The organism is bacterium (genome assembly GCA_035945995.1).
In the GTDB taxonomy this organism is placed as follows: Bacteria; Sysuimicrobiota; Sysuimicrobiia; order Sysuimicrobiales; family Segetimicrobiaceae; genus DASSJF01.
Genome location: DASYZR010000122.1, coordinates 1 through 19,838 on the forward strand (window position 1 = coordinate 1; position 19,838 = coordinate 19,838).

The window sequence follows — 19,838 nt, forward strand, 5'->3', positions numbered from 1 at the left end:
ACCGAGCGCCTCGTACAGTTCTGGAGAACGCAGGGCGAACCCGCGTACGTCGACGCGCTGGTGCAGGCGACGGCCGACGGCCCGGCCGAGGAGGCGCCCGCGGCCGACGCGCTCCTCGGGGACGCCGCGCGCCTCGTGGTGCGCTCCGGGTACGCCTCTGTCTCGCTGCTGCAGCGCAAGATGCGCATCGGGTACGTCCGCGCGGCGCGGCTCGTCGACCAGTTGGAAGAGAAGGGGATCGTGGGACCGCCCCAGGGCTCCAGTCCGAGAGAGGTCCTGGTCGGGCTCGAGGAACTGGACCGGACGCTGCGCGAGGGGGGGACCGGCGAGCCCCGACCTGCGCGGGCGGCCGCCGCGGCAGAGGACGCGTCCGATTGATGCCCGCTTCTCATGACGCGTCCCGGCGGTGGAATCACGCCGGGTACCCTGGGCATATATCTCGTATGCGGCGCACGGTTCCGGCCCCGGACCGCAGGAAAGAGGTTTTGGTCTCCAGAAACCCGGAGGCGCTATGGCTTCAGCGGGGATCGGCGAGCGGCTTCGCAACGCCCGCACGGCGCGCGGACTTTCCCTAGAGGAGGTCGAGGCAGCGACGCGCATCCGGCGCCGCTACCTGGAGGCGCTCGAGCGCGAGGCGTGGGACGAGTTGCCGGGGGCCGCGTACGCCAAGGGTTTCCTCGGGAGTTACGCGAGACAATTGGGCCTGCCGCCGGACGAGGTGATGGGCCTCTTTTCTGTGGCGCCGGCGCTGAGCGCCGCGCGCCCGGCACCGGTCGAAGTCCGCATCACACCCGCGACACCGTACTCCCGGCTGCGTCGCATCGTGACGGCGATCGTGGTGGTGTTGCTCGGCGGCGGCCTGTTTCTCTCCTACGTGTTGTACGGGCAGCTCCGGCAATACGCCGCCACGCGTCCGCGGCCGGTCACCGCCACACCGGCGCAGGCCGGCGCGCAGACGCCGCCCACGGCGCCGCCGTCCAAGATTGCCCCGGCGAGCGCCGCGCCGGCGGCGGGAGGGGGCCAATCCGCGGCCGGCGCCCCAGCGCCCGTCACCCCGACGTCGGGGGCATCCGGCATCGGGCCGGCATCGCCACCGGGTACCGTCCGCGGGACCATCACCGGGCAACACGTGGCGGTCGCCGTTGACGCGACCGACCGAACGTGGCTGCGGGTTGTGGCCGACGGAAGCGTCGTCTTCGAGGGGTTCGTGAGCGCGGGCGACCATCAGGTGTGGCAGGGCCAAAAGCAGGTCAGCCTTCGGGTCGGCAACGCGAGCGCCCTCGATGTGGCCGTCAATGGACAGGCCCTCGGCCGGCTCGGCAATCCGGGTGACGTCGTCGATCGGACGTTCACCGTCGGCGGCTCCGTCACCGCGCCCGCCGCTCCCCCGACCGCCGCGCCCTCGCCCGGTGCGCCGTCGAGCGCTCCGTCCGGTCCCGCACCGAGCGTTCCGTCCGGTGCGCCCCCCGCCGCGGCTCCGGGCAATCCGCCCCCGGCGACCCCGCCGAGTTCTCCCGCGAACAACAACAAGTGACGGGCGCGCTCCGGAGTCACCGCGAGGAGATCCGCCGGTGACGCGCGCGGAAATCGTGTCGGTCGGGACGGAGCATCTCCTCGGGCAGATCACGGACACGAACGCCGTGTGGTTGTGCAACGTGCTGGCCGATCTCGGCATCGCCGTCTACTACCGGTCGACCGTGGGCGACAATGTCCGCCGCGTGCAGGAGGTGTTTCGCGAGGCGCTCGGCCGCGTGGATCTCGTCATCGCCACCGGCGGACTGGGGCCGACGGACGACGATCTGACCGTCGCCGCGGTCGCCGAGGCGCTGGGGTTGCCGCTGGAGCGCAACGAAAAGGCCTGGGCGCACGTCCAGGAATTCTTCCGCCGCCGCAACCGCCCGTTGAGCAGCCAACAGGTGAAGCAGGCGATGCTGCCGCGCGGCGCCCGCATGATTCCCAACACCCGGGGCAGCGCGCCGGGCGTCATTCTCGAGCATGCGGGCAAGACAGTCGTCTTCACCCCCGGCGTGCCCCGGGAAATGAGGGGCATGATCGAGGATCACGTCGTCCCGTATTTGCGCGCCCGAGGGCTGGCCGGCGACGACGTCATTCGCTCGCGCATCGTTCGTGTCGCCATGGGCGAGTCGCTGGTGGAGGACCGGCTGCGCGATCTCATGCGGGCGGGGACCAATCCGACGATCGCGCCGTACGCGCACACGGGCGAGTGTCACCTCCGTCTCACCGCCCACGGCCAGGAGAACGTCGTCGACGGCCTGCTCGACGAGACCGAGCTGGCGATTCGCGAGCGCCTGGGCCGCGCTATCTACGCGGTGGGCGACCAGACCCTGGAGGAAACGGTCGCCCGTCTGCTGGCCGCGGCCAGGATGACGATCGCGGTCGCGGAATCGTGCACCGCCGGGCTCATCGCGCACCGGCTCACCCGGACGCCCGGCGCTTCGGTGTATCTCGACGGCGGCGTCATCGCCTACAGCAACGCGGCGAAGAGCCGGTGGCTTGGGGTGCCGCCGGATCTGATTACCCGCCATGGCGCGGTCAGCCGCGAGGTGGCCGGCGCGATGGCGGACGGCGCCCGCGCGCACGCGGAGACGGACCTCGCAATCGCGACGACCGGAATCGCCGGCCCGTCCGGCGGCGCGCCGGACAAGCCGGTGGGGCTCGTATTTCTCGCGCTCGCCCACGCCGGCGGCACGGAGGTCCGCGAAATGCGGTACGGAACCGAGCCGGGCCGGCAGGGCATCCAGTACCTCGCCTCGCAGACGGCGCTCGACGTGATTCGCCTGCACCTTCTCGAGCATACCGGGGACGGCGCATGAGCGGTACCGGCGGAGGTATTGCGGTCGCTCCGCCCGACCCCGCGGAGGCCGTTGAGCGGGCACGCCGGAGGTGACGAGGCGGGTGCCGGACGGCCGGGGCGAGACGAACCGGGGCGCCATCGCATCTTCATCGCCGTGCCGTTGACGGCGGACGTCCGCCGCGCCGCGGAGCAGGCGCGCCGGACGCTCGCGGTCCACGCCGATCGCTTCCGGTGGGTTGCGCCGGAGCACATGCATCTTACGCTCCAGTTCCTCGGCGACGTCACCTCGGCCGAAGTGCACCGCACCGTCGACGCCGCGCGGGACGTCGGGACGTCGGCGGCGCCGTTTGCGATCGCCTTCGCCGGCCTCGGCGCGTTTCCGTCGACCGCCGCTCCGCGCGTCGTGTGGGTGGGCGTGACGGGCGGCGCGGACCGGCTCATCGCCCTTGCCGAGGCGCTCCGGCGCGCGTTACGTACCCACCGCGTGCCGTGCGATGATCGCCCGTTCGCGCCGCACCTGACCCTGGCGCGCGTCAGGGGGAGCGGCCGTCCCCCTGATCTCAGGGCACTCCGCGAAACGTTCGGCGAGATCGCACTCGGTGGCCAGCGGGTGACGGAAATGGCGGTCGTGGAGAGCGTGCTCGGCTCCTCGGGTCCCACTCACACCGTTGTGGCCTCAAGCCGGCTGGACGGCGATCCCGGGGTTTAGGAAGGGCTGTGACGAATCCCATGGAGCGAGGCGTGGCGGCTTAGGAGGAGCATGGCGAGACGACTGCGTGATGGGCAAATGTTCACAGTGTGGCTTGACAGCCGAACAAACGTTTGGTATCGTGAGGCCAACTTAAACCAGCAAAACTCGCATAACTCGGCCGTCGACGCGGCGGAAGGAAGGTCCCGATGAACGAGCGGCAGCGCGCCCTGGACCTCGCCCTGACCCAGATCGAGAAGCAGTTCGGCAAGGGATCCATCATGAAGCTCGGCGAGCACCAGGCCAAGTTGAGCGTCGACGTGATCCCGACCGGCGTGCTGGCTCTGGACGTCGCCCTGGGCGTCGGCGGAGTGCCCCGCGGTCGGATCGTGGAAATCTACGGCCCGGAGTCGTCGGGCAAGACCACCCTCGGATATCACGTCATCGCCGAGGCGCAGCGTGAAGGCGGCGTCGCGGCGTTCATCGACGCCGAACACGCCCTCAACACCGAATACGCCCGCAACGTCGGCGTGGACATCGACAACCTCCTGATCTCCCAGCCCGACTCCGGTGAGCAGGCGCTCGAGATCGGCGAGATGCTCGTTCGGTCCGGCGCGATCGACGTGATCGTGGTCGATTCGGTGGCGGCGCTCGTGCCCCGGGCCGAGTTGGACGGCGAGATGGGCGATGCGCACGTCGGCCTGCAGGCCCGGCTCATGTCGCAGGCGATGCGCAAACTCGTCGGCGCCATCAGCAAATCCCGCACCACCATGGTTTTCATCAACCAGCTGCGCGAGAAGGTCGGCGTAATGTTCGGAAACCCCGAGGTGACGAGCGGCGGCCGCGCGCTCAAGTTCTATGCCTCCGTGCGCATGGAGATCCGCCGGATCGAGTCGCTGAAGTCCGGCGATCAGGTCATCGGCCAGCGCGTTCGGATCAAGGTCGTCAAGAACAAACTGGCCGCACCGTTCCGGGACTGCGAGGCCGACATCATCTTCCCGCGCGGGATCAGCAAGTCCGGCAGTTTGCTCGACGTGGCCGCGCTCCACGGCATCGTCCAGCGTGCGGGGACCTGGTTTGCGTACAAGGACATGAAGATCGGGCAGGGGCGCGATAACGCCCGCGAGTTCCTCGAGAGCAATCCCGAGCTGACTCGGGAGATCGAAGCGAGAACGCGGGAGAAGCTTGGGATCAGCCGCTCGCCGGTGTCTCCGGCGGCCTCGGATGCCGCGTCCTCTGCCGGCGGTCTGCCGCCCTCGGGAGGCAACGGCGTGGGTCCGGAAACGAAGCGCCCCGGATCGCCCGATGACGGGCGCCGAGAGGCCGCGGCGGCCGCCGCGGCCGTGAAGGGAGTACCGTCTCGGGCCCAGCGTTGAGCCCGGCAGGGAAAGTCCCTGCGGTCCGCGTCCGGGTTCCCGGCAGCCGCCGTCGTCCCACCGGGGCCGACCGCGGTGTCCGTCCGGGAGCCCGTGTAAGGGTCGAGGCCGCCGCACGTGTCGCTGAGATTCGTGCCCTCGACCGTGGACCCACGACCGCCGGTGAGGTCCGCCTCCTGATCTTCGACGACGGGCGCCGTCTGCATGTGGACGCCGAGCGGGTCTCCCGGCTCGGTCTCGAGCCCGGTCTCGTGCTCGCCCCGCCGGTGCTGACGATCCTCGAACGCGACGACGCCTATCGGCACGCCCGCGAAACCGCGGTGCGGCTGCTCGCCGCGCGTCCGCGCAGCATCGCCGAGTTGCGCGAACGGCTTCGGCGCGCCGGCGTGCCGGCGGAGCCGGCGGCGGCGGTGGTGGGCCATCTCGCGGACGCCGGCTATCTCGACGATCTCGAATTCGCCCGATCGTGGGTGCGCGGCCGGCTCGCGACCCATCCGTGCGGGCTGTTGCGGCTCCGGTCGGAGTTGCGTGAAAAGGGCGTCCCGAGTTCGCTGATCGAGCAGGCCATCCGCGAGGTGCACGGCGAAGAAGATGTCGCCGACGCGGAAGAGCGGCGCGCGCGCGATGTGGCGGTGCGCCGGCTCCACGCATACGCGCATCTCCCCTGGGAGGCCAGGGTCCGGCGGCTGGCCGGTGTCCTCCAGCGCCGGGGATTCGCAGCACAGACAATCGTACGAGTCCTTCGGACGGTGCAACGGCAGGGGGCCGCCGGAGGGCGGCCGGAGGTCCTGCGTCAGACGGGAAGCGACCGCGGTGACACGGATGCGTGACGGCCGCGCCCCCAGCCGGGCGGAATCCGATCAACTGCCGCTGGCGCTCGTCTCCGACGAACCGCCCCCCGAAGGGGATGGCGAGGTTGTGGCCGCCGCGCCCGTCTCCTCCGCGGTGCGCGACGATCTCGACCTCGTTGTGTCCGAGTTGCCTCGAAGCTCGGACCCCGATTCGCACGGGGCAGGCGGGCCGTCGCGTGCCGGGGAGATCCTCGACGGCCTGACCGACGAGCAGCGCCGGGCCGTCACCCACGCGGGAGGCCCGCTGCTGATCGTCGCGGGCGCCGGGACCGGCAAGACCGCCGTCATCACCCGCCGGATCGCCCACCTCATTACGACCCGCCTGGCCCGTCCGAGCGAAATCCTCGCGCTGACCTTCACCGATCGGGCCGCGGCCGAGATGGAGGAGCGGGTCGACCGGTTGGTGCCCTACGGCTACACCGACACCTGGATCAGCACGTTTCACGCCTTTGGCGACCGGGTGCTCCGTGAGAACGCGCTGCACATCGGCCTCTCGCCGGACTTCCGGGTGCTGAGCCGTCCCGAACAGGTGATCTTCGTCCGGGAGCGGCTCTTCCAGTTGCCCCTCGACTACTTCCGCCCGCTCGGCGATCCGACCCGGCACGTCGACGCGCTCATCACGCTGTGGAGCCGCGCCAAAGACGAAGACGTGCGGCCGGAGGACTACGCGGCGTACGCGGACCGCCTGGCGGCCGACGCCGCCTCGCAGCCGGAGAACGCGGTCCTCGCCGAGACGGCGCGGCAGCAGCGGGAGATCGCCGCCGCCTACCGCGCGTACCAGGCGATGCTGGCCGAGGCCGGCTGCGTGGATTTCGGCGATCTCATCATGCTGACGCTCCGGCTCCTCCGGGAGCACCCGTCCATCCGGCAGGCGTACCAGTCACAGTTTCGCCATGTGCTCGTCGACGAGTTTCAGGACACCAACTTCGCGCAGTTCGAATTGGTCCAGCTCCTCGCCGGCGACCGCCGCAACCTGACGGTGGTCGCGGACGACGACCAGGCAATCTACCGGTGGCGCGGCGCCTCCTACAGCAACATCGCGTACTTCATCGAGGCGTATCCCGAGGCCGGGACGGTCGTGCTCACCCGCAACTTCCGCTCGACGCAGCAGATCCTCGACGCGGCCTACCGTCTGATCCGCCACAACGACCCCGACCGCCTGGAAGTGCGGCAGGGCATCGACAAGCGCCTGCGCGCCGCCGCGGCGGCGGGCGCGCCGCCGCAGCACCTGCAGTTTGAGACCCTCGGCGAGGAGGCGGACGCCGTGGCCGCCCGGATCGACGGCGCCGCCCGCGCCGGCCGCTGGCGCCCCCGCGACGTGGCGATCCTCGTCCGCGCCAACCGGGACGCGGATCCCTTCATGCGGGCGCTCAACATGCGGGGCATCCCCTTCACGTTCACCGGCACGCGGGGCCTGTACGATCGCGAGGAGATTCGCCTGCTGACCGCGTTCCTACGCGTGCTGGCACATCCGGGGGACAGCATGTCCCTGTACCTCTTGAGCGCGTCGCCGCTGTACGAGGTGCCGCCGGCGGACCTGGCGGCCTGCATGAGTTACGGGCAGCGGCGCAACCGATCGCTCAATCAGATCTATCGGGCGCTGCCGCGGCTCGAGGATCTGGACGTCTCGGCGGAGGGACGGACAGTCGTCGCCCGTCTCGTCGACGACCTCGACGCGATGGGGCGCCTCGCCGCCACGATGGCCACCGGCCGCGTCCTGTATGAGTACGCGGTGACGCGGACCGGGTACGTCCACCGCCTCGCGGCCTCCCAGGATCCCGCCGACGGCCACCGGGTCGCCAACATCGCCCGGTTCTTCGATCTCGTCGCGCGGTACGGTGCGACCGCGCAGGTCGACCGGGTCCCCGCGTTCGCCGCCTATCTGGACCTCTTGATCGACGCCGGCGACGATCCGGCCACGGCCGAGGCGGACGCCGAGGTCGACGCCGTGCACATCCTCACGATGCACAAAGCGAAGGGCCTCGAATTCCCGGTCGTCTTCCTGGTGAGTCTCGTGGCGGAGAAGTTCCCGTCGCGGGCGCGCCGGGACCCGCTGGCGCTGCCGGACGCGCTCATGCGTGACCTCCTGCCGAGCGGCGACTTCCACCTGCAGGAGGAGCGCCGGCTCTGTTACGTCGGCATGACGCGCGCGCGGCGCGAACTGTACCTGACCGGTGCGTGGGACTACGGCGGCGTGCGCCGCCGCAAGGTGAGCCCGTTCGTGCTGGAGGCGCTCGATCTGCCGCGCATCGAGTCGATCCCCGGCCCCGCATCGCCGGCGCAGGCGATCGAGCGGCACGCCCCGCCCGTCCTCCTCCCGGGCGGGGACGGCGGGGCCGGCGGCCCAATCGTGCTGCTGCCGCCGTCCGAAGATCCGGTGCCGCTGTCGTTCCGGCAGGTCGACGACTATACGACGTGCCCGTACAAGTACCGGTACATTCATCTGCTCCGCGTACCGATTCTGCGGGACCACCGGATCGCGTACGGGGCCGCGCTGCACGAGGCGGTGCAGGAATACAACCGCCGGCGGGCGCGGCGGCAGCCGGTGACGGCGGACGATCTCGTCGCCACGCTCGAGCGCGCGTGGATCAGCGAGGGGTTCCTCAGCCGCGAGCACGAGGACCGGCGGCTCGAGGAGGGCCGCGCCGTCGTGCGCCGCTTCTTCGCGTACCAGGAGGCCGGCGGAACCGTCCCGACGTTCGTCGAGCGCGAGTTCCGGTTCCGGTGCGGCCCCGCCTACGTCCGCGGACGGTGGGACCGCGTCGACATCCGGGGCGACGAGGTCGTGGTCATCGACTTCAAGAGCACGGACGTGCGCACGCAGGAGGACGCCGACCGGCGCACGCGGGACAGCGACCAGCTGGCGATCTACGCGCTGGCCTATCAGCAGGTGCTCGGCCGGCCGCCGGACCGGGTGGAGCTGCACTTCCTCGGGCGGGAGATCATGGTGGGACGCGCCCGGAAGGACGCGGACGACATCGCGGAGGCCGGCGAGATGATCGAGCGCGCGGCCGCGGGCATTCGGGCCCGGCAGTTCGCCGCGACGCCCGATCCCTACCGGGCGTGCCCGTACTGCGCGTTCAAGCAGATCTGTCCGTTCACGGCGGCGCCGGAATGAGCCTGCGGCTGCTGCACACGTCGGACGTGCATTTGGGGGCGACGTTCAAGGTTCTCGGGGACCGCGGCGCGGAGCAGCGCAAGCAACTCCGGGAAACGTTTGCGCGGGTCATCGATCTCGCCCTGGCGGAGCGGGTGGACGCGATGCTCATCGCGGGCGATCTCTTCGATTCCGTGGCCGCATCTCGCGTGCACGCGGCGTTCGCGGCCGACCAGTTGGCCAGGCTGGGGCAGGCCGGCATCCCCGTCTGCGCGATCGCCGGGAACCACGATCCGCTCGGCGAAGGCAGCGCGGGCGTGTGGGCCGAGCTGGAGCGCCGCTGCCCCGGGCTGACGGTGTTCGGCCAGCAGCTGGGCGGGCGCGTGATCGCCGACCGCGATCTGACGATCGTGGGACGGTCGGCGCCGCGGCGCCTGTCCGCCGACAGTCCGCTCGCCGGGCTGCCGGTGCGCCGCGAGACGCGCTACCAAGTCGCCGTGGCGCACGGGAGCGTGGAACGGCCGGACTTCGAAGCGCGGTTCACGATGATCACGCCGCGGGAGATCGGCGCGAGCCAGGTGGACTATCTCGCCCTCGGCGACTGGCACTCGGCGCAGGACGTCTCCGCGGGCGGCGTCACCGCGTACTACAGCGGGGCGCCGGAACTGATCGACGCGGACGAGGCGCAGGCGGGCCACGTCTTGCTGGTCACGATTCCGGCCCCGGGCCGCGCGGAGGTGGAACCCCGGCGCGTCGGCCGCCGGCGCAGCGGGCGCCTCGCCGTCGATCTCGCAACGGCGGGGGACGGGGAGGCGATCGCCCGGCGCATCCGCGCCCAGGCCGATCCCGATCTGGCGCTGCGCGTCGTGCTGACCGGCCTCGGCGGCCCCGACAGCCGGGTGCTGGCCGCGCGCCTCTGCGACGAGCTGGCCGCGTCGTTTTTCCGCCTCGACGTCCGCGACGAGTCGCAGCTGCGGCCCGAGGTAGTCGACCCATCGCAGTACCCCGACCATACGGTGATCGGCCGCTTCGTCGGGGACATGTGGGAGCAGATCGCGGCGCGGCAGGGCGACGATCGGGCGCTCGCGGAAGAGGCTCTGGCCTACGGCATCGCCCTGCTGCAGGGGACGATGGAGCTGCCCCCCGGCGGGGGACAGGCCGCATGATCGTCCGCCGGATCCGGGTCCGTGCCTTCCGCAAACTCGGCGATCAGGAGATCGCGTTCGCCCCCGGACTCAACGTCATCCGGGGGCGCAACGACGCCGGAAAATCCACGCTGCACCTCGCGTTTTCAGCCGCGCTGTTTCCGATTCGTCCATCCGAGGCGAAGTCGTACCGGCCGTGGCACGAGGCCCAGACCCCCGGTGGGGGACCCCCCACCGGGGGCGAGGTCGCGTTGGAGTTCGAGGCGGACGGGCACCGCTATGAATTGCGCAAGGACTTCGGGTCGCAAAAGACGGCGCTGCGATCCGACGCCGGGGCGTGGGAGACCTCCAAGGATGCCGCGGAACGGGTGGGCGCGTTGCTCGGGCTGGGGAGCCTGGCGCTCTTTCGGGCCACGGCGCACATCGGGCAGTGGCAGTTGGCGGCCGTGCAGGACGAGTCGCGGGAGATCGGCGCCCACCTGTCTCGCATCATGACCGGGACCGACAGCGACGCGGCCCGGGTCCTCAAGACCATCGCCGACTGGATCCGGCGGCAGGAGGTCGGGCTGCGCGGCCGTCCGGCGACGGCCCCGGGTCCCCTGAAGCGGGACCAGGAGCGGCTCAAGGCGTTGGCGGACGAGCGCGGCCGGCTCGACGCGGATGTGAAGGACATCGAGAGCGCGGCCGCCGAGCGGGACCGGCGCGCCACGCGCATCGCCGCGCTGGAGAGCGCCGTCGCTGAGGACGAGGCGCTCCTCGCAGCCAACCGGCGGTTGCACGAGTTGGACCGCCGGTGGGAGGAACTGGGCCGGCGGGCCGGTGAGCTGACCGCCCGTCTCGAGCGGATCGACGCCGCGGCGCGCGACCTGGCGGCGGCGGACCGCGACCCGGCCGTGCAGTTGCCGCCCATCTCCGACGAGGCGTTGAGCGCGCTCCAGCAGGCCGAGGCGCGCGCGCAGATCCTTCGCCAGCAACTCGCCGAGTTGGAGAGGCCGCGCGTTGCGGACGCGCCGGTCCGGGGACCGGCGGGATCGCCCGCCGGGCGGCCGGCGTCTCGCCTCGGACTCCCGTGGCTGTCCGCGCTGGCCGGGGCAATCGGCCTCGCCGGGATCGCGCTCCTCACTGTGCATCGGCAGGCGGCCGGCCTCGCCGCCCTCGCGGCGGCGGCCGCCCTCGCCGTGGCCTCGGCCATCGCGGGAAGCCGGGTCAAAGCCGATGCAGAACGCGCGGCGCTTCGGGAACGGGAGCACGCGAATCAGCTGGCGTCGCTTCAAGCGCGGGCGGCCGCGGCGGCCGAGGAGGTTCGGCTCAGCCTGGAGACGCTGGGCGCCGCCTCGGCGGCGGACGCCGTTGCACGGCGGCGCGCCCTTCGGGCGGTGCACGAGCGGCGCAAGTCTGCCGCCCAGATCCTCGACGGCCTGCTCGGAGGGCAGACCCAAGAGGGGATTGCGGAATCGCACCGCCAGGCGATGACGGAGCTGGGGGCCGTGCGCGCCCAGCGTGAAGAGCCGGACCTCGCGCTTCGGCGTCTGGACGCGGCGGGCTTCCAGCGGTTTCAGCTCGACGCTCAGCACCGGCGGCAGGCGCTCGAGGAGGAGAAGGCGGCCCTGCAGCGGCTCGAGGGCCGCCTCGCCGGGCGCTCGCCGCAGGAGGCGCTGGCCCGCGCGGACGAGGAGATCGCCGAGACCGATGCGCGTCTCGCGCGCCAGCAGAGGCAGGTCGCCGCCCTCCGGCTCACGCACGACGTCCTGGACCAGGCGCACCGCGCCACGATCGTGCCCGGCCGGGCACGACTGGAAGAGCTGGCGAGCGGCTACCTCCGGCGGTTGTCGGACGGCGCGTACGAGCGGATCACCGTCGACGAACAGACGCTGGCCCCCCGCGTGTGGGTGGGTCCGCCGAAGGAATGGGCCGACGTGTCCGCGCGGGAGATCGGCAGCGGCGGAGTCGACCAGTGCTACCTCGCGCTGCGCCTCGGCCTGGCGGATCTCCTGGCCGAAGGCCGGCGGCCCCCATTATTCCTGGACGATCCCTTTCTGGCATACGATGACGACCGCCAGGCCTCGGCGTTGGCGTTCCTGCGCGCCCTCGCCCGCGACCGGCAGATCTTTCTGTTCACATGCCGGACGGCATACGACCGGTACGCGGACCACGTCGTGGTCCTCTCGGGAGACGAGTCTCGCCCCACGCATCTCGCGGATGTCGCCGACCGATCCGGCCGGGCGTAACCCTCGGCTGAAATCCGCCTAGCGCGCGGTCCGGGCCAGGAGCCGGATGTCCGTCATCAGATCCTTCGGATCGAAATTCGCGGGGAGAAAGAGCCGCACCTGACCCCGGGGGTCGATCACGTAGACGATCGTCGTGTGGCTGACGCCCTGGGCCGCCGCGGTGCTTGGGGAGACGCCGTCCTTGGCATCGCTGGCGACGAAGTAGTGCGCCCACACCGGGCGCAGTTGCGCGGCGCTCCCGCGCAGGTACGTGAGCACGCCGGTGACGTGATGAAGGTCCAGAAACTCGCGGATCGCATCGGGCGTATCGCCGGATGGGTCGACGCTGACCGCCATGAAGGCGACGCGGTCTCCGAGGCCGCCGAGTTGGGCGTGGACCGTGTGGAACTGCTCGGCGATGAGCGGGCATTCGTCCGGGCAGTGCGCGTACAGGAACGTCAGCACGACGACCTTGCCGCGCAGGGCGGCCAGCGACACGGCCCGCCCGTCCGGGTCCGGCAGCGCGAAGTCGTACGCGCGGACGGGCGGCGTCAGCACCGCGCCCTCGAGCGGCGGCGGCGCCGCAAAGCGCGCGCGCGCCCACCAGACGCCGGCGCCCAGGACCACGATGAGCGCGGCGGCCACCCACCACCCGCGCGGCTGCATGAAGCGCCGTACCTCGGTCATTCCCAATCCTCCGCCGGAAAGTCGCCTTCTATATACTACTCCTCTTCTGCGACGGTAGATTGGCCGCTGAATACATAGAGGGCATGGACCACGCCGCCCAAACCCCTCACACGCGCCGGGGCCCCGCGATCACGCGGGTGCTGCGCGCTGCCTTCTCGCGGTTCTTCATGTCGTACAGCCTGGCGTCCGCGACGCCCATGAGGATCTCGAGTGAATCGCCGTCCGCGGGCCAGGACGCGACTCCCCACGACACCGTGAGCTGGGTGCCGGCCGGCGCGTCGTTCAGCGGCACCGCGATGCTTCCGACGCGCTCCAGGAGTTCGTGCGCCTGCGCCGCGGTGGTGGCGGGGAGAAGCAGGACGAACTCGTCGCCGCCCCAACGGACGACACGGTCGTAGGTGCGGGTGCTCTGTCGGAGGGCGTCGGCCACTCGAATCAGAGCCATGTCGCCCGCCGCGTGGCCGTGCGTGTCGTTGACGGCCTTGAACCCGTTGAGATCCAGCATGGCCACGGCGAACGGCCGGCCGGTCCGGTGGCTCAGGTTGATCTCGGCTTCCGTCTGATCGAGGAACGCCCGGCGGTTCATCAGGCCGGTGAGATGGTCGGTGACCGCGAACGCACGGCGCTGCTCGGACAGCCGCGCCACCTCGCATGCACCCGCCAGGTACCCGGCCACGCCGGTGAGGAGATCGAGCTCGGTCGCGGAGAACGCGTCGGGGCGGCCGCGGTGGGCGGTCAGCACACCCTTCGCGCGCCCCTGCACGCAGAGCGGAGCATAGATCCCCGAACGAATTCGCGCGTCCAGGTGAACGGCGCGCGGCTCGGCTGCGAGGTCGGGCACGTAGAGGGGCCGGCCCGTGTCCAGCACCGCCCAGTCCACGCCGTGCCCCCGGGGGATCCTCAACCCGCGAGCCTCCTGTGACAGTCCCGAGGCGCCGACGAACGTCAAAATCTCGGGGCTGTGTCCGTCAAGCAGGCCGATCGTGCAGGAATCGAAGCCGAGCTCCGCGTCGAGCGCCTCGAGGGCGCGCTCGGCGAGCTCCGGCAGGCTGAGCAGCACGGTGAAGTCGCTCGCCAGGCAGGCGAGGAACGCCGTCGATTTGTCGGCCTGAGCTGCCGTGATCATCGGTGGATCACCTTCCCCCCAGGTCTCCGTCCGATCGCCGCGTACTCCATCCGATCGCCCGCCCTCATGCGACGCCACGCGAAGCCCCGGCCAGGCTCAGGCCCGGGTTCTCGGCGCGCCCCACGGCGTTCTCGTCCAGCATCCGGAGAAACGTCTCGCCCACGCGGGGGTCAAAATGGCGCCCCAATTCGCCGCGAATGTACTCGCGGGCCCGATCGTCGGACCACGCACGGCGGTACGGCCGATCCTGTGTGAGCGCGTCCCAGACGTCCACGACCGCGAAGATGCGTGCGGCCAGGGGGATCTGTTCGGCCGTCAGGCCCCGGGGGTAGCCGCTCCCATCCCACTTCTCATGGTGGCAGTAAGGAATGTCCAACACCGGCCGCAGGTACGGGATGGGCATCAGCAGGTCGCGCGCGTACACGGGGTGGCGCTCCATCATCGCCCGCTCGTCCGGGTTGAGCCGCTCCGGCTTGAGGAGGATCGTATCCGAGATGGCCATCTTGCCGATGTCGTGAAGCAGGGCGCCGTGCCGCAGGTGGATGAACTCGGATTCCGGCACGCCGACGCGACTCGCCAGGAGCAAGGCGAGCTCGGTCACCCGCTGGGTGTGGCCGGCCGTTTCCTTGTCCCTGAGCTCGAGGGCGCGCGCCCAGCCCGCGAGCGTCGTATCGTAGGCGAGCATGAGGTCGTCGTGGGATCGCTGGAGCGCCCGGAACTGCCGCGCGTCGCTGATGGCGATCGCCGTCTGCCCCGCGAGCATGTCGAAGAACTCGAGCCATTCGTCGTTGGGCGTCATGGACTGCCGGTAGAGTACGTGGAGCACCCCGAGCAGCTGGCCCTTCGCTGTCAGCGGGGCGGCGTAGGCGGCTTTGAATCGTTCGAGACGCCGGTGCGGGACGCCGATCAGCTGCGAGGCGTCCGGCGCCGCATCGAGGTTCGAGACCCCGACGCGCCGTCGCTCGAGGGCGGCCTGTCCCGGCAGTCCCTCCCCGAGCCGGAGGCGCACGTGCCTGGAGGCGTCGGACGAGAAACCCTGCCCGGCGGCGTACTCCAGGACCTGCAGGTGAGGATTGAAGAGCAGCACGCAGGCCGCGTCGGCGTGGAGCTGCGTCACGGTCTTGGCGAGCACGACGCTGAGGCTGGCGTTCAGGTCCAGGCTGCCGGTGATCACCTGATCGATTTCGTGCAGCGCCTGGAGTTGCTCGAGCCGGCGGTTCGCGTCGTCGTACAGCCGGGCATTCTCCAACGCCCCGGCCAATTGGTGGGCGTAGGCCTGGAAAAACTCCACGCGGTCCTTGGTGAAGAACGTGGTCTGGCCCGCGTACAGCACCAGCGCCCCGAAGGTACGCGTCCGGCCGATCAGCGGAAAGGTCCCCCGCGCGCGCAGATCGAGCTCGGCCGGGAGCGGCGCCGTCGCTCCGGCGCGTCCCCCGAGATTCTGCACGACGGCGGGCTGGCCGGCCGCGAGCGGCGCGCGCACCGCCTCGGCGGCGATCGATCGGGTCCAGTCGTCAATGAAGGGACCGACGTCGGTCACATCCGGATGGTGGGCGAGGCATTGCGGCCGGCCGGCTTCGTCGAATTTCGCGATCCACGCGAACTTCGCGCCGAACACCTCCACGCAACGGTTCACCGCTTCGCCGGCCAGGCTCTGGAGATCGAGGGTCTCGGCCATGCGCTGCGCGCCTTCGTAGAGGCCGCGGACGTTCGCCAGTTCGTTCGCGACCTGCTGCGCGAGCTGGGTACGGTCGATCGCATGGCTGGCGAGTTCCGCGAGGGCCGTGGCGAGGTCCGCGTCTCTGGCGACAAACGGCCCGAGGGCGGTGTCCCGGCGGCGTGCGGCGACGAGCGCGCCGATGACCCGCTCGCCCTCCCGCAGCGGGACGGCGACGCCGGGCCCCATGATGCCGTCCGCGGGCGCGGCGCCGACGGAGGCGGCGGAGGCCGCGGTCAGATCGGGAATCACGAAGGCGCCCGCGCGTTCGATCGCCGTGGTCGCAATGCCTGCTCCAACCGCGGATGCCGCGCCGAGCGGGACCGTCTTCGCGGTGCGCGCGCTGGCGCGCTGGAATGTGCGGCCGTCGGGCTCGAGCAGGAGGAGCTCGGCGTGGTCGCCGCGCAGGAGCGCCATCGTCCGTTCCGTGATGAGCGCGTAGATTTCACCGAGGCTCGTGGTTCGCCGGAGCGCCGCCCCGAGACCGTGCAGGGTCTCGATGTCCCGCGCGTGGGCGCGCACGTCGTCCAGCAGTTGCAGCCGCTCGGCGACTGCGCCGATCTGACGGCCGACCGCCTCCACCAGCCTGAGCTCGGGCGCGAGCCACCGCCGCGGGCGCGCCGTCGTGATCAGCAGTCCTCCGATTTGCCGGCCGTCGACGACCAGGGCCCCCATCAGCGACGACCGGACGCCGGCCCGCCGGATGTTCGGTCCCAGGGCCTCCGCCAGCGGACCCGCGGCGAGGTCCCAGTTTTCGACCGCCTGGACCTGTGTCAGCTCGAGCCCGGCGGCCTCCGCCGCGGACATGACCGTCTCCATGCCGAGCCCGGCCGGCATGCGGCGATTGACGAAGATGCCGGCCCCGAGCCAGACGCCGCCGTGGTCTCCTTCCAGGGCCGCCAGCGTGCGATCGAGCAATGTGTCCAGGAACGTCTGCAGATCGGCGGCGCCGGCTGCGGCGGTCACGATCACGTTGAGCGCCTCGACGTGCGCCTCGGCCTGCTTGCGCTCGGTGATGTCGACGATCGCCCCTTCGTAGTAGGCGATCCGGCCGGCGGCGTCGCGCGTCGCGCTGATGCTCGCCTGGACCCACAGCAGCGATCCGTCGGCCCGCTTCAACTGGCTCTCGAAATCCGTCGTGGCCGCGTCGTGCTCCAGATGCGTGCGCCACCGCTCCCAGAGCTTGGGATCGAGATAGAGATGGGCCGCATTGAGGGCTTCCAGGGCATCGCGGCTGGGGTAGTCGAGCATTCGCAGAAACGCCGGGTTGACGTCGAGAATCTGCCCGTCTTCGGCGGCGCGATACAGGCCGACCGGCACTCCATCGAACAGGCTCCGATACCGCCTGTACAGTCCGGAATTTTCCAGCGCGAGCGCCTCGCTTTTGAGCGTACGCCCGGTCACAATGAGGAGCAGCGAGGCCAGCAGGCCGGTGAAGGCGAGGGCGGTCGCAAGCACCGCCCACAATTGCCAGGATCCCCGGGGGCTCAGGTAGCCCGAGCCCGGCGACGCCTGGATACTCCACCGGCGGTCCGCCACCGAGAAGCCGATGTGCCAGGAGAGGGTGCCGGCGGACGAAGGCACGTCGGCGGCGGGGACGGAGCTCCAGAGCAGCTCGGGCCCGGGCAGGCCGGCATCGTCGTAGATTCGGAGATCGACGCCGCGAAGCAGCGAACCGGCAAGGGTGGTCCGCGCGACGTCCTCCGGGCGAAGGGCGAGCACGGCGAATCCCTTGAGATTCCGGCGGCGCAGCTCGACGGTCGAGACAGACGAGCCGGACTCGTACACAGGCAGGAAGACGAGGACCCCGGATGACCGCCCGGTTCCCGTCATCAAGGGGATCCGCGGCGTGGCCACCGGGGTCCCCGCATCGCGGGCGCTCAGGAGCGCCGCGCGCTCGTCGGGGTCGGACGCCGCGTCGAATCCGAGGGCCGACGCGTTGCCCTGCGCGGGCTCGACAAAGTACACCGGGAAGTACTCGCCGCGCGGTCCCACCGGGACATTCGCTCCGTCACGCCCGCGCGCGTGGATCCGGAAGGCCGGATACCCGTCTCGCTGGGCGGCGCGCTCGTAGACGTCCCGCTGCCCGGCGGGGACGCGAGGGATCCATTCGAGCGCGGTGATCCCAGGGTGATGCGACAGCGCCCCGCCGGCGAAGGCGCGGAAGCCGCGCCGGTCGACTGCTCCGGCTCCGGCGTAGAAGCCGGCGATGGAGTAGGCTACGCCGATGTCGCCATCGACGCGGTTCTTCAATGCGTCCGCGAGGGCGGCCGAGCGCTGCTCGAAGTCGAACTTGGCCGAGGCCTGCTCCCACGCCGTGGCCTTGGGGAACACCACGACGGCCAGCGCGAAGGCGGCCAGCAGCGGCAGGCCGACGGAGATCCGCCGGGCGCGCCACACGGACCGTGGTTCCCCGGCCCAGACCAGGATCAGCGGGGTCACCACGACGACCCCGATCGATGCCCCGACCCACCACGTCCACCAGTTGAACTGAAGAACGGACCACGGCTCGACGCCGGCGACCGTCAACGTGGCCACGCTCCATGCCGCGCCGAGCGCACAGGCCGCGGGCCCGCCCAGGATCAGGAACTTGGCGACGTCGCCCGCCTCATCGAGCGCCGCCGGGAACCCCACGAATCGCCGAATCAGCCACGCGCCGGCGGACGCCTGGAGGACGGCGCCGGTGCCGAGGCCCGCCGCCGCGCCTGTGGACTGAAGGAGTGCTGCGGCGCTCGCGCTGTGGAAAGACGGCCCGAGCGTGGTGAAAAACGCGCCGAACAGGATGCCCGGCCACACCCGGTACCCGAAGAGCAACAACCCGGCCAGCGCGATGCCCGCGGGCGGCCACACCGTCATGGCATACTCCCGAGGGTTGGCGGGCAACACGGACAACCGGCCCGCGACGTAGTATGCCAGCGCAAGGCCGAGCGCCCGAACCAGATCGCTCCTGGACGCCGCGCTCGGCAGCGACCGGCTCATCGTAGGTCGCGTTTCTGAGGTCGAAGTGGGCACGTGACTCCTCACCGGCGATGCGTGGAAGAACGTCGAGCGGTCTATGCCAGGCGGCCGGCCTTCTGGACTGTGTCGCCGTCCAGGCGCCGTTGCACCTCGGCGAGCCATTCCGACTCCGCGGCAAACGCGGCCCGCGTATCGGCAAGGCGCCGGTACTCCGCTTCGAGCGACGCCCGTTCCGCCGCGAGCCGGGCCTGTTCGGCGGCGAGATCACGCTGTAAGGCCGCAAGACGGTCGCGCTCCTCGCGCAACCGGGTCTGGGTCTCGGAAAGTCTCGCCTGCTCGTCGCCCGGCCCGGCCACGCTGATGACGCGCTCGCCGGCACTCTGCCCGCGTGCCCGGTTCGCGGCGCCGCCGTGGACGGCGTCGGCCGCCTGCAGCGCGAACGCGCGCATCGTCTCCTCTTCCGGGGCCGAGCAGACGTGGGGGACGTCATAGTAGTACACCACCGCGCCGACGACCCGGCCCCCGCGACTGAGCGGCCAGGTGCAGATCGACCGCAGGCCGGCCCGTTCGAGCCGCTGACGGACGGCATTGCGGTGGGGGAGTTCCTGGACATCGTGAAGGAACCACGGTGTGGGGTTGTGGGTCCGTCCGTTCTTCGGCATGTCCACGCACGTGAGCTCGGGATGTTTCATCAGGTGGATCCACGGATTGACGCCGTCCGGCGTGATCAGGTCGCGGACGTACGCGTCCGGCAGGTTGTGGGACCAGGGACACGTCACGACCCCGCTCGGCGCGCGGAGGAACACGGCGGCGTGCGGCGCCTGGGTCGCCATGAGAAGCGCGCGTCCGACCGCCGCGGCGGCGGCCTGCGTGGATGCGGCACCTGCCCCGTCTGACGCGGGACCTCCGGCCGCCAGGCAGCCTCCTGCCGGCACCCCGCCGGCCGCCGCGATGGTGGCACGCCGCTCGATGTCGTCGATGAGCGCTCTGCCTACAGCCATGTTACGCTCCCCCCTCGGACACGAAGATAACGCGCAGCAGCTCTTCGACCGTCGTCACGCCTTCCAGCACTTTCTGAACGCCGTCATCGCGGAGGAGGCGCATGCCGTCCTGCTGCGCGGCGGCGCGGATCTGATCGGCCGAGGCGCCGCCGAGGATGAGGCCCCGCAGC

13 protein-coding genes are annotated in these 19,838 nt (G+C 71.2%); 9 read left to right on the plus strand and 4 right to left on the minus strand.

The window, feature by feature from the left end:
• The 9 genes from VGZ23_14285 to VGZ23_14325 form a co-directional block, all read left to right on the plus strand.
• Window positions 1-378, plus strand: a 378-nt coding sequence (locus VGZ23_14285; protein ID HEV2358758.1) for a DNA translocase FtsK, incomplete at its 5' end; no start/stop codon positions are given.
• A 133-nt stretch (window positions 379-511) separates the two neighbouring features.
• A complete protein-coding gene (locus VGZ23_14290; protein HEV2358759.1) occupies window positions 512-1,534 on the plus strand; it encodes a RodZ domain-containing protein in 1,023 nt (340 codons plus the stop codon).
• Between the two features lie 37 nt (window positions 1,535-1,571).
• Window positions 1,572-2,834, plus strand: coding sequence for a competence/damage-inducible protein A (locus VGZ23_14295; GenBank protein HEV2358760.1), 1,263 nt, complete (start codon window positions 1,572-1,574; stop codon window positions 2,832-2,834).
• Window positions 2,835-2,885: 51 nt separating this feature from the next.
• Entirely contained in the window at window positions 2,886-3,524 is a 639-nt protein-coding gene (gene thpR / locus VGZ23_14300) for an RNA 2',3'-cyclic phosphodiesterase (protein ID HEV2358761.1), read from the plus strand.
• A gap of 188 nt (window positions 3,525-3,712) precedes the next feature.
• Entirely contained in the window at window positions 3,713-4,879 is a 1,167-nt protein-coding gene (gene recA, locus VGZ23_14305; GenBank protein ID HEV2358762.1) for a recombinase RecA, read from the plus strand.
• 206 nt (window positions 4,880-5,085) lie between these two features.
• A complete protein-coding gene (locus VGZ23_14310) occupies window positions 5,086-5,709 on the plus strand; it encodes a regulatory protein RecX (protein HEV2358763.1) in 624 nt (207 codons plus the stop codon).
• Window positions 5,702-8,848 carry a UvrD-helicase domain-containing protein gene (locus tag VGZ23_14315; GenBank protein ID HEV2358764.1) on the plus strand — a complete coding sequence of 1,049 codons (3,147 nt, stop codon included), beginning with the start codon at window positions 5,702-5,704 and terminating at the stop codon, window positions 8,846-8,848. Before VGZ23_14310 ends, VGZ23_14315 begins: the two co-directional genes overlap by 8 nt.
• The gene (locus tag VGZ23_14320; GenBank protein ID HEV2358765.1) at window positions 8,845-9,993 is read left to right on the plus strand and encodes a DNA repair exonuclease; all 1,149 of its coding nucleotides are present in this window, start codon (window positions 8,845-8,847) and stop codon (window positions 9,991-9,993) included. Before VGZ23_14315 ends, VGZ23_14320 begins: the two co-directional genes overlap by 4 nt.
• The gene (locus VGZ23_14325; protein HEV2358766.1) at window positions 9,990-12,200 is read left to right on the plus strand and encodes an AAA family ATPase; all 2,211 of its coding nucleotides are present in this window, start codon (window positions 9,990-9,992) and stop codon (window positions 12,198-12,200) included. Before VGZ23_14320 ends, VGZ23_14325 begins: the two co-directional genes overlap by 4 nt.
• A gap of 18 nt (window positions 12,201-12,218) precedes the next feature.
• Here the strand turns inward: VGZ23_14325 and VGZ23_14330 are convergent, their stop codons facing one another.
• The 4 genes from VGZ23_14330 to VGZ23_14345 all read right to left on the minus strand — a co-directional run bounded on the left by VGZ23_14330 (window position 12,219) and on the right by VGZ23_14345 (window position 19,668).
• Complete coding sequence (locus VGZ23_14330) at window positions 12,219-12,866, minus strand: SCO family protein (protein HEV2358767.1); 648 nt, start codon at window positions 12,864-12,866, stop codon at window positions 12,219-12,221.
• 106 nt (window positions 12,867-12,972) lie between these two features.
• Window positions 12,973-13,992, minus strand: coding sequence for a sensor domain-containing diguanylate cyclase (locus VGZ23_14335; GenBank protein ID HEV2358768.1), 1,020 nt, complete (start codon window positions 13,990-13,992; stop codon window positions 12,973-12,975).
• Between the two features lie 64 nt (window positions 13,993-14,056).
• On the minus strand, window positions 14,057-18,688 hold the full coding sequence (locus VGZ23_14340; GenBank protein ID HEV2358769.1) for a CHASE domain-containing protein: 4,632 nt from the start codon (window positions 18,686-18,688) through the stop codon (window positions 14,057-14,059).
• 74 nt (window positions 18,689-18,762) lie between these two features.
• The gene (locus VGZ23_14345) at window positions 18,763-19,668 is read right to left on the minus strand and encodes a GAF domain-containing protein (protein HEV2358770.1); all 906 of its coding nucleotides are present in this window, start codon (window positions 19,666-19,668) and stop codon (window positions 18,763-18,765) included.
• Between the last annotated feature and the right edge of the window lie 170 nt (window positions 19,669-19,838).

Coding starts and splice junctions, on each gene's coding strand:
- VGZ23_14335 (HEV2358768.1), bottom strand. CDS start 13,992: ATGATCACGGCAGCTCAGGCCGACAAATCGACGGCGTTCCTCGCCTGC.
- VGZ23_14290 (HEV2358759.1), top strand. CDS start 512: ATGGCTTCAGCGGGGATCGGCGAGCGGCTTCGCAACGCCCGCACGGCG.
- VGZ23_14315 (HEV2358764.1), top strand. CDS start 5,702: ATGCGTGACGGCCGCGCCCCCAGCCGGGCGGAATCCGATCAACTGCCG.
- VGZ23_14325 (HEV2358766.1), top strand. CDS start 9,990: ATGATCGTCCGCCGGATCCGGGTCCGTGCCTTCCGCAAACTCGGCGAT.
- recA (HEV2358762.1), top strand. CDS start 3,713: ATGAACGAGCGGCAGCGCGCCCTGGACCTCGCCCTGACCCAGATCGAG.
- VGZ23_14340 (HEV2358769.1), bottom strand. CDS start 18,688: ATGAGCCGGTCGCTGCCGAGCGCGGCGTCCAGGAGCGATCTGGTTCGG.
- VGZ23_14345 (HEV2358770.1), bottom strand. CDS start 19,668: ATGGCTGTAGGCAGAGCGCTCATCGACGACATCGAGCGGCGTGCCACC.
- VGZ23_14330 (HEV2358767.1), bottom strand. CDS start 12,866: ATGACCGAGGTACGGCGCTTCATGCAGCCGCGCGGGTGGTGGGTGGCC.
- VGZ23_14320 (HEV2358765.1), top strand. CDS start 8,845: ATGAGCCTGCGGCTGCTGCACACGTCGGACGTGCATTTGGGGGCGACG.